This window comes from Chitinophaga sp. S165, from assembly GCF_003182155.1.
GTDB lineage: Bacteria > Bacteroidota > Bacteroidia > Chitinophagales > Chitinophagaceae > Chitinophaga.
On the sequence record NZ_QGTG01000001.1, the window covers coordinates 1,530,839 to 1,546,891 of the forward strand.

Sequence of the window (16,053 nt, forward strand, 5' to 3'; positions counted from 1 at the left end):
GCTTTAAATAAAATATGGGATCTCTTAGAAGTTATAACCGGCTTTCAGACCGAAGAAACCGCGAGTACTGTTCTTAAACCAGGCTTCGTATTTGGCTTCTACGTCCAGTCCGAGGAAACGGATACCCAGACCTGGCGCCAGGATAGCTGCAGTACCTTTGAAATGGTCGCCTTCGCCGCCTACAAATGTAGCGGTACCGCCTTCAACTTTCACGTATAACAGCGGGAAGCCGAATTTGTACTTCAAACCCACTCTTACCGGCAGTGCTTTCAGGGATTCTCCCTTTATACTGATGGTTTGATTGTTTTCGTTCAGTGTCTGGTATGTCTTGCCCGGGAAATACATAAAACCTGCGGAACCCGTCACACCAAATCCTGCGATCAGTTTGATGTCGGCGTTCAGGCCTCCACCAAAACCAGTGTTATTGGTTTCCTTAAAGTCCCCAACCGGGGTGCCGGTTTCAACATATGGGCCAATGCTGAATCCTTTCAATTGAGCTTTGGCCGTATTGCCGAACATGCAGGTGGCGGCAATGAAAAGGCCAGCGGTGTACAAGGTCTTTAACATAGAGGATATTTTAAAATTTCCACAAATGTAATTAATTCACATTAAATCGAACAAACGGGTAAAAAGGGTTATTGTGGACGGACTTTATAGACGGAATCCATACGTAAACTATCAGTGGGCTTTACCGTTTTTGTATCAGGTTTCGGAGCGGTCGCGGCGGCCTTGCTTTCTCGTGTTTCCTCGGCAGCTGCATTGGACTCTCCCGTTGGATATCCCATTTTTGCCATTTCTTTACGGGTCTTTTTATCGAAAAGATGCTGGGGTTTCTTTTCCTTCCTCAAACCTTCTTCAAACCGGTATTCCGCCCCTGCTCTTGGAGCGGGGTTATAGCCACGGTCGGCGGTTATACAACTGCTGCTGATTAAAATGCCTGCCAGGATACCGAGACCTGATATCTTGCTGGCAGGCTGTTTAAATACTTTCCAGGTGGAGTTTAACATATGCCTGGGTTTACTGTCCGGTTAAATAACGTTTTTGTATAGCAATTATTATACCGCTCATCAGTAGCAATTCCAGCTGCCCTTATAAAAAAACCGGGCTGGTAAGTGCCAGCCCGGTAAAACACTAAAAAACTATTCTCCGATTATAATTTCTCTGCCTTATAACCCGCCTTTTCCACTGCCCTGATAATCGCTTCCGCAGGTATCTTGTCTGCCGAAATGGTCAGCACCTTATCCGGCGCGGCTGTATCCACTTTCCATGCATTCTCGCCGGCAGCTTCATTCAGAAAAGGGGTTACCGTAGCGATACAACCGCCACATTTGATATTCGTCTTAAATTGTTGCGTTTCCATGCTTATATGTTATTTAGATTTTTGACCATTTTAATCTGAGGCTATTGCTGACTACCGATACTGAACTTAACGCCATCGCAGCTCCTGCTATCATAGGGTTGAGCAGGAAACCGTTTACCGGGAACAATACGCCTGCCGCCAGAGGAATGCCGATCACATTATAGACGAACGCCCAGAAGAGGTTCTGCCTGATGGTATAGACCGTTTTACGGGACAAGCGCAGCGCTTTGGGTATCACATTCAGATCGGAAGTGATCAGCGTCATTTTGGCCACATCCATAGCGATATCCGATCCTTTGCCCATCGCGATGCTGACATCCGCCTGCGCCAGTGCATGGCTGTCGTTGATCCCATCCCCTACCATGGCAACTACCCTGCCCTGCTGCTGCAGTTCTTTCACAAATGCAGCTTTATCTGAAGGCAATACACTTGCCCTGTAGTTAATTATTCCTACTTGTTTTGCCACGGCCTCCGCAGTACGCTCATTATCGCCCGTCAGCATGTAAACAGCTATTCCGCTATCCTGCAGGGCGGCAATGGCTGCTGCTGATGTGGACTTGATCTTGTCTTCAATCGCCACAATACCTACCAGGCGGTCTTCAGCCGCAAAACAGATAACGGTCTTCGCGGCATCCTGCCATTCGGTGATCTTGCCGGCGATCTCTCTTTCAGATTGGATTCCCTTTTCCGTCATCATGGCCATGTTACCGGCCAGATAACGCTTCCCGTTGTAATAAGCCTGTATGCCCTTACCGGTGATGCTTTCCACCTTTTCCAGCTGTTCCGCCGGAAGCGGTGTTATTCCTTTATCCTGCAACTCTTTTACAATGGCTGTCGCCAACGGATGTTCCGACTGCATTTCCATTGTAAGTAATATACGCTGGAGTTCGGCCAATTCATTACCAGTCTGTAGGAAATAGCTGCTGCTGACAAGTGGCTTACCTTCTGTAACAGTGCCTGTTTTATCCAAAATAACAGCATCTACTTTATGCGCCAGTTCAAGGCTTTCCGCGTCTCTTATCAGGATGTTGTTCTCTGCTCCTTTTCCAACGCCCACCATGATGGCAGTAGGCGTAGCTAAACCCAGGGCACAGGGACAGGCAATTACCAATACTGTTACTGCAGACAGTAGCCCATGTGTAAAGGCGTTCTCTCCACCTGCCAGCATCCATATGGCAAAGGTGAGCAGTGAGATGCCTATTACGACAGGAACGAAGATACCTGCGATCTTGTCTACCAGTTGCTGAACAGGCGCTTTACTGCCTTGCGCTTCTTTTACCATGCGGATGATCTGGGCCAGCACGGTATCTCCGCCTACCTTTTCCGCCCGGGAACGGAAACTGCCTTTCTGGTTGATCGTACCTGCAAATACAGCTGTTCCCGCATCTTTCAGCACGGGCACAGGCTCGCCTGTGATCATACTTTCGTCTACCCAGGAAGAGCCGTCTACGACGTGCCCGTCCACCGGAATACGGGCGCCTGGTTTTATTACGAGCATATCACCTACCTGTACTTCGCTAAGCGGCACCTCTTTGGTATTTATACCATCAGCAGCTACTACGAACGCAGTAGCGGGCTGTAAACCCATTAACTTCTTCAAGGCTGCGGATGTATTTGATTTTGCTTTTTCTTCCAGCAAACGGCCTAATAATATAAACCCTACAACTACTGCCGCTGCTTCGAAATATACATGCGCATGTAAACCACGTGCATGCCAGTAATGAGGAAACAGTGTATTGAATACACTGAAGATCCAGGCAATGCCCGTACTCAACGCTACCAGCGTATCCATATTGGCTTTACTATGTCTGGCCTGTTTCCAGGCATTGATGAAGAATTGTCTGCCGAGATAAAAAATAACCGGAGTGGATAGTACCAGCATAATCCAGTTTGCATATGGTATCTCCATGAAGAACATACCGATCGCTACGACCGGTGCTGATAATATTAAAGCGGCAATTGTCTTTTTCTTCAGGCTCCTGTAGTGGTCAAGCTGGGCCTGTTCCTGCACCTGTTCACGGTTATGCTCTTCTATGACGAGATCATAACCAATGCTACGGATCACATTGCGTAATGATACGGGGGTTACGCTATCGCCATCGTATACCACGCGGGCCGTCTGATCAGCATAATTGACGGAAGCCTCCTGTACACCGGGTGTAGACTGCAGCATGGTGGCCACGCTGACTGCGCAGGACGCGCAACTCATTTCCAGTACAGGGAATGTTTCTTTTATTATATGTCCGGTTGTTGTAGCCATGTCCGATCTTTTCACAAAGCTACCACCGTCTCAAACAAGGATTGTTATAGAATGATGGGGAATATGTATATAATTATGGGCGCATGTAATGTTATACTTTATCGAGCGGCTTCCTGTTGTTCTCTTTCAGCTGCCTGTACCCTGTTGGCGTCAAACCTGTTATCTTCTTGAACTGCTGGGACAAATGCTGCACACTGCTATAACCAAGACTATCGGCTATTTCACTCAGGTTCATCTCATCGTATTGTAACAACTCCTTCACACGTTCGATACGTTGCAGGATCACGTATTTCTCGATGGTAAGGCCTTCTGTAGTAGAGAACAGTGTAGAAAGATAATGATAATCAACCTGTAGTGCATCCTGCAAGTAGACAGACAATTTCGTATTGAGCGTTTCATTCTCATTGCCATGGATCAGGCGGATAATAGCCGTTTTCAGTTTCTCAACCAGGGTCGTTTTCTTATCGTCCAGTAATTCAAAACCCAGGCTATGCAATTGCGTTCCAAGTGCTTCCAGCTTTTCCGGAGCAGGTGTTTCCTCCAGCTGAACATCACCCAGATCTACTTTGGAGTAAGGGATCTCCAGTTTATCCAGTTCCTGTTGTACTACCATGATACAACGGTTACAAACCATATTTTTTATAAAGAGATGCATTGATCGGAATTAAAGGGACAAAGTTAGGCGATAAAATGAACTTATCTATATTTCGTCTATCTTGGGGCATAGTTGATTCAATATTTTAATCCTTATACCTTTGAAAAAGTTAGCATTGCTGCTGCTCCTGCTGTCATCCTTTACGGCAAGCGCTCAGCATCCATTATCCCAGGGACGCCGTACCAGTGTGTATGAATATCTTTATGAACTCAGTAATGAAGAGGCGTTGGAGATCAGCTCCCATGGTGCGGGCAAGATCAATACTTCACTGCTGCATACCCTGAAAGATTCCTTTCCTCATGATAAAGGAGTGCCTGCCAACATTCCACCGGGCAATTACCTGAGAGTATATGCGCAAAACGATCAGCTGCAAACTGTTTTTCTACAGGTACCTAATGTATACGTGAAACTCGCTGACAATAACCATGATCTTGTGGTCATTCTGCATGATCAAAAAGGGAATCTGATAAAAGACGCGAAGATAAAGATCGGACGACATACGCTGGGTTTTGATGCATCGTCGTCGGCATGGCTGCTTAGTAAATATGAACGTCCGGGCCTGCTGCAGGTATACTACAAAGGCATGTTGAACTGTATCCCTTTAACAAGGGACGGCTACTACTATAAAGTAAATCCACTCAGACGGATAAAGCGGAAGATAATTATTGCAGGCAGCAAACTATGGGGAAGCAGGAGAGATTATTATAACAACTGGTACAATCCAAGCCCATATGAGCGGGAATACAGGGGATATATGGTATTCAGCAAACCCATTTACAAACCTGGAGATACTTTAAAAGTAAAGGCCTATGTAACGGATAGAAAAGGAAAACCGGTGGACAAGCCATTGTTGTTACGTATATCTGACAGAGATTATTCCACCGATACCATTCTTACTACGCTAAGTCCTTACAGTCCCGGAGGGTATAGCTATGAGGTAGTATTAACCCCTGACCTGGGTCTGCTGCTGGATGACGACTATATGATAACGCTTGAGACAACTGATAGTCGCAAGTACGACCTTTCAACTTACGAAGGTGATCTTGATGAGGATGAATATGTGGCTAAGCGCAAGATCCTGGTACGTGGTAAATTTGAACTGGAAGAATACGAGCTACATACCCTCACCTTCAATGCGCGATCCGATAAAGCTTTGCATACAAGCCGGGAAACAGCAGCTGTTTATTTACAGGCAAAAGACGAAAATGACCTGCCTGTTATGGACGGCCAGATACAATTATATCTTACAAAACCAGTAGTAAAAAAAAGCTATTCGGAAGACCTGCTTGTTCCCGATACCCTCTGGCGATATAGCGGTCCGGTTGACGTTATCGGAGAAACGAAGGTAACAATACCTGACAGCATCTTTCCGAAAGCAGATCTGTTCTATCAAATTGAGTGTATCCTTACGACCAGTAATAACGAACGAAAGACAGACAGGCTGTCACAGGAATATCGATACGATAGGGGCAGATTTACTTTTAATATGCAGGCAGATAGTCTGTATATTGCTTCAGGCGGTGGCGGAACGAATGACAAGGTACGTATATATGCCCTGAATGAGGGACATGATACGATTGATACTTATGTAAAAGTTTTGCCCGCTGCTATTAAGATAAACCCACTTGTATCATCATATGAAGTACAAGGCAAAAATGAAAAAGACAGTTATACACTGACCAGTGACCCCGATTTCATCAGCTGTAAAACAGACTGGCGTAATGACACTGTTACTGTACATGTAGACAATCCGCATAAACAATTCTTCTGGTATACTATTTCCGGGCAGGGAAAGATCATGCTTCGCGGTTACGGCGACACCTTAACCTGGCAGGCATCCACGCTGCATAACAAACAATACAAATTACATGTGAGTTATATCTGGAAGGGCACTATGCATAATGTGCCGCTGGCATTTAAAGACCCGGGCGGCAAACTGAACATCACCGTAGATGCTCCCAGAACTGTTTATCCGGGGCAGACCACACAAATTACAGTGAATGTCAGGGATAAATATCAACAGCCGGTAGAACATGCTGATGTGACCTCATATGCCTATACAAGCAAATTTACGGATGATCATGTTCCTGCAATTCCATTTTTCACGACGCCTTACAAAAGAGAAAAGTTCTATCAATTATTAAAAACACTTCCTACTCCGAACGGGGCCCGGCCAATGCCGATCGAATGGGAACGATATGGCAGAAGAATGGGCCTTGACAGCCTGCTGTTCTTCCGATTTACGCACCCATCTCCTGTATTCACCTATACAGAGCCTACAGAAGATCTTTCAGCGCAGATAGCGCCATTTGTGATCGCACGTGGCAGCATACAACCTGTGCATATTTTATATGTGGATGAAGTACCTGTCTATTACAGCATGACCAGCCCGGTACAGCCGTACAGTATCAGGGTGTCTCCGGGCAAACACAAAATAAGCCTGCGTACGGCGTATCAGCAGATCACCATGGAGCAGGTCATAGCTGACCGCGTAAAGACCTTCATTAGTATTGACAGTGCCATTCACCAGGTGAATGTGTCTGTGCAAGCCATGCCGCAACAGCTTACGCCGTTGGAGACGAGTCGTGCGGACAGGTACATGTTGCGCCTGATCAATACTTTCGGTGGCCACTCTGCTTATATACGCCACCAGAACCGCCTCTATGACCTGGATGCTGATGGTCTCCGCAAGAGCAGCTATTACTATTATACAGTTGGCCCGCTAACTGGTATCAATGCAACTTTAGTGGCAAAGGATTATTTCTCGCAGGATTTCACACCTGAAGCAGGTTATTCTTTTGAGATCAACCACGGATTGATAAAACAGAAAGAAATAAAGCCCTGGCCATATTACAACCTTGATCACTACAGACCGGATACCAGCCTTTCTGCTTTGGCGTTAACGGAAAAATCTATCGACAGTACACTAAGAGCGCAACAGGACGATAAACTCAGGAATGAAAATGTCATCCCCCTTACCAGGGATCAAAAAACTTACCGCAGCCGCCTCTCCATCCGCATTGACAATCCGGACATTAATCCGGCTACGGACGTACTGGGATTTTTGTTCTTCAGGTATGATGAACCCGCATACGTAAAGTCTTTCAAAGGGCTGACAACGGACTTTCAATATTTAGAAAGCGGTTATTATAAATTGCTGGTATTACTGACTCACAGCCGGTATTTCACTAAAGACAGCATTCTGCTGAAAGACGATCATCAGCATTATTATACATTTGATACAGTCAGTATCCAAAAACAGGACACCCCGGTTATACGTCTGGAGCGGCAACTGCGCGAAACAGCCAGCTACGGATATATCAACTGGAATATATATGCACGAAAGCGGGAAATAGCGGAAGGCTTCAATACTGATCTTATACATCCGTCTCAGCTAACGAGGGTTGTAAGCGGCAAAGTAGTTGATGCGAACGGCGATCCCCTTCCTGGTGTCAGCATTCTGTTACGCGGCAGTAAATCGGGGACATCTACAGATGCTGCAGGAAACTTTACGCTCCATGTTACGCCTAAAGGCACGCTATCTATAAGGTACATTGGTTTCGAATCATTAGACCAGCCGCTGACAAACGATGATTTTTACACGATTACGCTGACAGAAAATACCAAGGCTTTGCAGGAAGTAGTTGTAACTGCGCTGGGAGTGCGAAGAGAGCAGAAATCACTTGGATATGCGGTGAGCACCATCACATCAGAGCAGATCGCTGCCGCTGGCGCCACTAACTTTGCATCAGCCTTATACGGTAAGGCAGCAGGTGTGAAAATAACTACAGCGCCAGGCGCCATGGGCTATACACCTGCGACCTTCGATGGAAATGATCTGGCGACAGAAGGCGCCGCAGATACTGATCAATTACCGACACCTCCGGCAAACAGTCTTCGTACCAACTTCCGGGACGATGCCTTCTGGCAACCAAGATTAAGGACCGATGCGCATGGTAATGCTTCATTTAATGTCACTTTCCCGGACGACATCACCAACTGGAAAACCTATACTATCGCCATGAATGGCAAACAGCAATCCGGGGTCAACCGGATGTTCATACGCTCTTATAAAGCGCTGAGCGGTAACCTTGCATTGCCATTGTTTGCAGTAGAAGGAGACTCTCTTCTTGCGATCAGCAAAGCGCTGAACTATACACAGGATACTATTGCTGCCACCCACTCCTTCTATGTGAATGACAGCCTGTATAAAACAGCGAACATCAGCTTTAAAAATGCCTTTATTGATAGTGTACCTGTAATGATAAGTGCCGGCGACAGTGTGAGCTTTAGATATACAGTGAACAAAGCGGGTTACATGGATGGAGAACAACGTAAAATTCCTGTAGTAAGAAGAGGCACTGAGGAAACCAGCGGTATGTTTGCTGCGCTGTACAACGATACCTCTTTTACATACATGCCACAGCATCCGGAGCCGCTGCAGCTACATGCGGAATCAGCGATCCTACCTGTATTAATGGATGAGATAGCACAGGTGCAACGCTATAAGTACCTCTGTAATGAACAACTGGCATCCAAACTAAAAGCCTTTCTGCTGGAGAAGAAACTATCTGCTTATCTGAAAAAGGATTTCAAAAAAGAGGATGATATTAAGACCATACTGCTCAAACTGGACCGCCAGAAGAAAAGTGGTCTCTGGGGATGGTGGGAGAACTCACCTGTATCTGTCTGGATATCCCGGCATGTCATTGAAGCCTTACTGATGGCGGAAGATCAGGGATATAAGACGGGTTTCAATAAACAGGTAGCCATTGACTATTTTGTTGATGGATTGAACAGCGGCAAAGAACATGACAGCATTCGCTGTATGGAATTACTGATCGATCTTGAAGCGAAGATAGACTATCACGCATTCATAGATAGCATTATAGCCCGTTCGGGCAGGTCAGGGTATGACACCATCAGGCTCGCAATTCTTCAAAGGCGTGTTGGCATACCAGTTAACCTCTCTCCTATCCTTGCCGGTGAAAAGAGCACAGTATTCGGTAATGCTTACTGGGGCAGCGAAAGTTATCATCTGTTCGATAACAGCATCCAAAAGACGCTGCAGGTATACAAGCTGCTTCGCAAAGCTGGAGGATACGAACAATTACTACAGAAAATAAGAGGTTACTTCCTGGAACAGCGAAAAGACGGTCATTGGAGAAATACGTATGAATCGGCGCTTATCCTGGAAACCATCCTGCCCGATGTACTGGAAGACGAATCTCATGGGCCGGCAGCAATTGATATCAATGGCCGTCATATCACCCGGTTCCCTTATACCGATACACTGACACATACAGAGAAGATAAATATCAGCAAACAGGGGAAAAGACCGGTTTATTTCACTGCGTATCAGCAGTTCTTTAATACGCAGCCGGAGAAGGTTTCCGGGCTGTTTAACGTATCGAGCGTTTTCAGTGTCAATGGCACTACGCAAACAGATCTTAAAGCCGGGGTCCCTGTTACGTTGAAAGTCGAGGTGAAGGTGCAGAAGACGGCAGACTATGTGCTGATCGAAATTCCTATTCCTGCAGGTTGTTCTTACAACGATAAATCACAGGCATGGGCAAATAATGAAGTGCACAGGGAACATTTTAAAGACAGGGTCAGTATTTTCTGCAGCCAGTTAAGCCCTGGTACACATACCTTTAATGTTTCTTTATTGCCGCGGTATTCAGGGAGTTATCATCTGAATCCGGCTAAAGCGGAAATGCAATACTTTCCGGTATTTATGGGGAGGGAGGCTTTGAAGAAAGTGAATATTCACTAATCACAATGATCGTGACAGTTGCTCTTACATCTGACTGGCAATTATCACGAACGGCCGCAGGGAGGACAAACCGAAGATAGTACTATCAAACGAACCCAATACTGGCATTGGGTTCGTTTGTGCAGGCACCGGTATTGAAAAGAATTTAAGATGCGATAAAATGAACCTATTCATATTTCCCCTATCTTCGGGATAGGGACAACGTTTTGCAATTCTTATATTTTAAGCACTTTACGTTTGAAAAAATTGCCATTGTTATTGTGCCTGCTGGTATATTTTACAGCAGGTGCACAACACAATTTATCCCAAAGCCGCCGTTCCAGTGTATATGAATATTTATATGAACTGAGCAACGATGAAACATTGCAGATCTATACTTATGGGATACACAAAGTCAATGCGTCGTTCCTGCATACGCTGAGAGACTCATTTCCCCACGACAATCAGCCCCCTGGGCATTTTCCACCCGGCAACTATCTTCGGGTATATGCAGAAAATGATAAGCTCCAGACGGTATTCACTCCCGTTCCCAATGTATGCATGAAACAACTGCATAATGCGAGAGACCTCATCATAATCCTGCATAACGAAAAAGGGGAACCGGTAAAAACAGCAGACATGCGGATGGGAAAGTATCCATTGCAATATGATGCAAAGGCAAACTCCTACAGATTGGAAAAATATGAGAAAGGCGGGATACTGCAAGTATATCATCAGGGAGTATTAAACTGCTTCACGCTGGCGCAGACCAAAAGCGAAAGAAAACGAACTATCCGTCAACGGGCCAGTTACCCGTTTCGTTTCATGATCTGGTATCTGAAATACCGTCCGAAACAACGTAAATATTACAAAAAACATTATAGCAACTCTGTCGCTGCTCAATATCAAAAAAAACATCCGGGATACATCGTGTTTAACAAGCCCAAATTCAAGCCGGGCGATACGGTTAAATTAAAGGCTTTTATTACTGACGAAAAAGGAACACCTGTCAATAAGCCGCTATTACTTAGATTGTCTGACCAGGACTTTGATGTTGACACAATTCTTACAAACCTTGCGCCATACTCACCCGGCGCTTATACCTACGAATTTGTATGTTCCCCAGACCTGGACCTCGCGCTGGATAAAGACTATCAGGTAACATTAGAGACCACTGACAGCCGAAAATATAACAAGGCAAATTTTGATGGCAAGGTTGACATCGACGAGTATGCAGCGAAAAGACCAGTATTAAAAAAAGGGGCATTCAGGTCAGAAGAGTACGAACTGCATTCGCTGACATTTCAGGCGAGAACGGACAGAAAATCCCATGGTAGTAAGCAACAGATGGCTGTATACTGTCAGGCGAAAGACGAAAACAACCTTCCTGTGATGGATGGAAGTATAACGATGTTTGTTATCCGTGAAAAGGTTATAGAATATTACGAAAAGCGCATGTCCATTCCTGATACCCTCTGGCAATATTCCGGGCAAATGGATCAGGTAGGAGAAACAAAGATTCTGATACCCGATAGTATATTCCCTAAGGCAGATCTAAAATATAGTATCAACTGTATATTTACGAACAGCAATAACGAAACGCGCACCTTTACGCTTCATCGGGAATACACTTACAAAAATAAAAATCCATTTATTTTCAGTCAAGATGCTGATAGTCTATATATTACAACTGATGGCGCATCGCAAACTGCGCAACGCGCGTATATTTGCGGTTTGAATGATAATAAAGATACAATTGAGACAGCATCCATTACTTTGCCCGGCGCTGTAAAAATAAACCCCTTTGCTTCTGTGTACATATGTAAAAACGAGTATGCTGAAGACAAGTATTTCCCTGATGAAGATGATGGTCAGCTTGAATATGATATATCCTGGGCAAATGATACAGTTATTGCAGATATAAAGAATCCTCAAAAATTATTCTTCTGGTATTGGATCTTTGAACGCAACAAAGTACTCGAACGGGGATATACAAACAGGCTAACATGGAAAGCCGTAACACAACATAAAGAACAATATGAACTCCGCACCAACTATATATGGAACGGGGTACTAAAGAAAGATTCGGTGTATTTTACGGACCCGGGCAATCAACTGGACATCTCAGTGAGCGCACCGAAGGAGATCTATCCCGGACAAACCACCAAGGTCAGCCTGAATGTAAAAGATAAGTACCTCAAACCGGTGGCTAATGCGGACCTGACGATGTATGCCCATACCAGCAAGTTTAATGCTGATGAGCCATTAATACCTGATTTTCTGCCGCGTTTCCAAAAAAGGAAATGGTATCAGTCGCCTCGTTACACTGACCTGGAGGAACTGGAAGAAGAGGAAGACCTCAGAAAGGCGTTAGCCATAGACTGGGAAAAATATAGAGGGAAAATGGGGCTGGACAGCCTGTTGTTCTTTCAGTTTACGCACCCATCCCCTTTCTTCATCTACAGAGAACCCGCTTTAGATACGGTCACTCAAATAGCGCCTTTTGTTTTTTCAGGAGGAAGTCTGCAGCCGGTTCATATCGTTTATGTTGATGAAATACCCAGGTATTGTAGTTTTGCAGATCCACTACAGGGATACAGTATCCGTGTAAGTCCGGGCGACCATAATATAACCCTGAGAACAGCACACCAACGTCTGTCTTTTAACATGACAATCCCTGCTGGTCTGAAAACCTTTATCAGCATAGACAGCGCCATCAATAAAAAATATGTACTTGTGGAGGCAATGCCTACTAAACTGACGCCGTCCGAGCTGACCAGGATAAACAAGTATATGTTACGCGTGCTAAATACTTTCCGCGACTATGGGGCGTATATCAGGCAGGATGAAAAACTGCTCTGGCTGAATATAGGGAAACGGAATCACTATGCTTATCAAGCTGAATACATTGCAGGTCCACTTACCGGCAATAAGGCGTCTTTGATTGTTAAAGATAGTGTTGTCCAGGATTTCACACCCGAGCCAGGATATTCTTTTGAAATCAACAAGGGGTTGATCAAACAAAAACAGCTCCAGGAAACATTTCCGGACTATAAAGACCTCAGGCGTTATAACACAGACACCTCTCTCTCTGCAATGGCATGGTCTGATAAAATGGCGGACAGTTTAATACATTTACTCCAACTCAATAACGTAAAAGAAAATGACCTGGTTAAACTAAAAGAGCCTTTACCTGTAAATACTAAACTGGTAGTTGACCTGGCGCAGTCTGATCTTATGTTAACCAGCGAAATCCTTCAATTACTCTTCTTTCGTTATGACAACCCCTCTTATGTAAAATCATATAATGGCGCAAAGCAGGATTTCAGCGATCTCGATACCGGCTACTACAGACTTGTGGTATTACTCACCGATCGTAGGTATTTTATCACCGACAGCCTCTTTCTCAAAAAAGACCATTTGCATTATTATGCGCCTGATAGCATACATATCTTACCGGAAGACAGCATGAGTATTGAGCTTGACAAGCAGCTCAAGGATATAGCTGACGCCAAATATATGATCTCGGATTATCAACGGAACCGGATAGCGGAGAGCTTCAACAAAAGAAAACTTACCAGGGCAAGTTTAAAAAGACTGGTCAGTGGAATCGTATTGGATAGTAAGGGAGATCCACTCCCCGGTGTAGCCGTCACCTTACGCGGCACCATTTACGGATGTACTACTGATGCAAATGGCAGATTTCAGTTATCTACGACGGATAAAGGATATCTGGAAGCGAGACTCATTGGTTTTAGTCCTACGGAGCAGCCACTGGATGAAAACAAATTTTATAAAATTACCATGACAGATGTTGTCATGCAACTAAAAGAAACCGTAATCATTGCTTACGGCTTTACTACGAAAAGATATAATACCGGTAATGCCACTCGTCTGAGAACAGAAGTGCTTCCCCATCTCCGTGCACCTCAGATAGCGAGCAGGAACAGCCTGCCACCTGTCACCGGACCTTTGATCATTATAGATGGTGTGCCTTTCGAAGGAACACTTAATGACCTTGCCGAAGGAAGTGTCAAAAGTATTACGAAACTGACAGATGCTGATGCCAATGCGATCTATGGGTCCAGAGCCGCCTTTGGAGTTTTTATTGTTACAACCAGACAGTCCGGTGACCGGGGCAAGGATGAATTGCGGGAATTATCTTCCAGAAGTGGTCTCCGCGCAAATTTCCGGGACGATGCTTTCTGGCAGCCCAGGCTGAAAACTGATGAAAATGGAAACGCTTCTTTTAAGGTCACTTTTCCGGATGACATTACCAGCTGGGACGCTTACGCCATAGCGATGACAGACAAGAAACAGGTGGGTATGAGAAAGATACAGATCCGCTCTTTCAAAACACTTAGCGGCAATCTTGGCCTACCTGCATTTGCCGTAGCGGGAGACACCATTCATATCATTAGTAAAGCATTGAACTACACACCTGATAGTATCAGGGGGGTGCATACTTTCAGTGTGAATGACAGTACATATTTTAGCCATCCCATCATTTTTAAAAATGCACTTATTGATACTACGCCTGTGTACATTAGGGGAACTGATAGTGTAGGCTTCAAGTATGTAGTCAATAAGGAAGGATATATGGATGGAGAACAACGTAAAATTCCACTGATACGAAGAGGTACTTCCGAAACGACGGGCATGTTCGTTGCGCTCCACAATGATACGTCATTCTCTTATCAGTACAAACGCCCCGATCCGGTAATGATACGTGTAGAATCGGCCATAATGCCTGTATTAATGAACGAAATTGAACAGGTACAACAATACAGATACCTATGTAATGAACAACTTGCGTCTAAATTAAAGACCTATCTCCTGGAAAAGAAGGTAGCTGCATATCTGAAAAAAGATTTCAAAAAAGATAATGATATTAAAGAAATTCTAAAACGACTTGATCAGCAGAAGAAAAACGGCCTCTGGGGATGGTGGGAGAACTCACCCGTATCTGTCTGGATATCCCGGCATGTCATTGAATCCTTACTGATGGCGGAAGATCAGGGATATAAGACGGGTTTCAATAAACAGGTAGCCATTGATTATTTTGTTGATGAGTTAAACAGCGGCAAAAAAGAAGACCGCATCGGGTGCATGTTGCTGCTTGCCAAGCTTGGTGCGAATATCAGTTATAAAGAAGGTGTTGACAGCATTATATCACGGTCAGGCAAGTCCGGGTATGACACTATTAGGCTGGCAATGCTCCAACAGCAGGCCGGCATACCTGTGAACTTCTCTGCTATCCTTGCCGGTGAAAAGAACACGGTATTCGGTAATGCTTACTGGGGCAGCGAAAGTTATCATCTGTTCGATAACAGCATCCAAAAGACGCTGCAGGTATACAAGCTGCTTCGCAAAGCTGGAGGATACGAACCATTACTACAGAAAATAAGAGGTTACTTCCTGGAACAGCGAAAAGACGGTCATTGGAGAAATACGTATGAATCGGCGCTTATCCTGGAAACCATCCTGCCCGATGTACTGGAAGACGAATCTCATGGGCCGGCAGCAATTGATATCAATGGCCGTCATATCACCCAATTCCCTTATACCGATACACTGACGTATACAGAGAAGATCAACATCAGCAAACAGGGGAAAAGACCAGTTTATTTCACTGCGTATCAGCAGTTCTTTAATACGCAGCCGGAGAAGGTGTCCGGGCTGTTTAACGTATCGAGTGTTTTCAGTGTCAATGGCACTACGCAAACAGATCTTAAAGCCGGTGTTCCTGTTACGTTGAAAGTTGAGGTGAAGGTGCAGAAGACGGCAGACTATGTGCTGATCGAAATTCCTATTCCTGCAGGTTGTTCTTACAACGATAAATCACAGGCATGGGCAAATAATGAAGTGCACAGGGAACATTTTAAAGACAGGGTCAGTATTTTCTGCAGCCAGTTAAGCCCTGGTACACATACCTTTAATGTTTCTTTATTGCCGCGGTATTCAGGGAGTTATCATCTGAATCCGGCTAAAGCGGAAATGCAATACTTTCCGGTATTTATGGG

7 protein-coding genes are annotated in these 16,053 nt (G+C 44.9%); 2 read left to right on the plus strand and 5 right to left on the minus strand.

The window, feature by feature from the left end; genetic code table 11:
- Positions 1 to 24 precede the first annotated feature (24 nt).
- The 5 genes from C7475_RS05595 to C7475_RS05615 form a co-directional block, all read right to left on the minus strand.
- Positions 25 to 567, minus strand: a complete 543-nt coding sequence (locus C7475_RS05595; protein WP_233259768.1) for a hypothetical protein — start codon at positions 565 to 567, stop codon at positions 25 to 27.
- 68 nt (positions 568 to 635) lie between these two features.
- Entirely contained in the window at positions 636 to 1,007 is a 372-nt protein-coding gene (locus C7475_RS05600; protein ID WP_110052025.1) for a hypothetical protein, read from the minus strand.
- Between the two features lie 143 nt (positions 1,008 to 1,150).
- Positions 1,151 to 1,360 carry a heavy-metal-associated domain-containing protein gene (locus C7475_RS05605; RefSeq protein WP_110052028.1) on the minus strand — a complete coding sequence of 70 codons (210 nt, stop codon included), beginning with the start codon at positions 1,358 to 1,360 and terminating at the stop codon, positions 1,151 to 1,153.
- A gap of 13 nt (positions 1,361 to 1,373) precedes the next feature.
- Positions 1,374 to 3,620, minus strand: coding sequence for a heavy metal translocating P-type ATPase (locus tag C7475_RS05610; RefSeq protein ID WP_110052030.1), 2,247 nt, complete (start codon positions 3,618 to 3,620; stop codon positions 1,374 to 1,376).
- A 91-nt stretch (positions 3,621 to 3,711) separates the two neighbouring features.
- Positions 3,712 to 4,233: a helix-turn-helix domain-containing protein gene (locus C7475_RS05615; RefSeq protein WP_370445408.1), complete on the minus strand. Its 522-nt coding sequence runs from the start codon at positions 4,231 to 4,233 to the stop codon at positions 3,712 to 3,714.
- Between the two features lie 142 nt (positions 4,234 to 4,375).
- On the opposite strand from C7475_RS05615, the gene C7475_RS05620 reads away from it, so the two are divergent.
- Together C7475_RS05620 and C7475_RS05625 are read left to right on the plus strand one after the other, a co-directional pair.
- Positions 4,376 to 10,051: a carboxypeptidase-like regulatory domain-containing protein gene (locus C7475_RS05620; protein WP_146217479.1), complete on the plus strand. Its 5,676-nt coding sequence runs from the start codon at positions 4,376 to 4,378 to the stop codon at positions 10,049 to 10,051.
- Between the two features lie 237 nt (positions 10,052 to 10,288).
- Positions 10,289 to 16,053, plus strand: a 5,765-nt coding sequence (locus C7475_RS05625) for an alpha-2-macroglobulin family protein (RefSeq protein WP_199236172.1), incomplete at its 3' end; no start/stop codon positions are given.

Excerpts from the sequence above, each read along its gene's own strand:
- C7475_RS05595 (WP_233259768.1), bottom strand. The coding sequence starts at position 567 with ATGTTAAAGACCTTGTACACCGCTGGCCTTTTCATTGCCGCCACCTGC.
- C7475_RS05600 (WP_110052025.1), bottom strand. The coding sequence starts at position 1,007 with ATGTTAAACTCCACCTGGAAAGTATTTAAACAGCCTGCCAGCAAGATA.
- C7475_RS05605 (WP_110052028.1), bottom strand. The coding sequence starts at position 1,360 with ATGGAAACGCAACAATTTAAGACGAATATCAAATGTGGCGGTTGTATC.
- C7475_RS05610 (WP_110052030.1), bottom strand. The coding sequence starts at position 3,620 with ATGGCTACAACAACCGGACATATAATAAAAGAAACATTCCCTGTACTG.
- C7475_RS05615 (WP_370445408.1), bottom strand. The coding sequence starts at position 4,233 with ATGGTAGTACAACAGGAACTGGATAAACTGGAGATCCCTTACTCCAAA.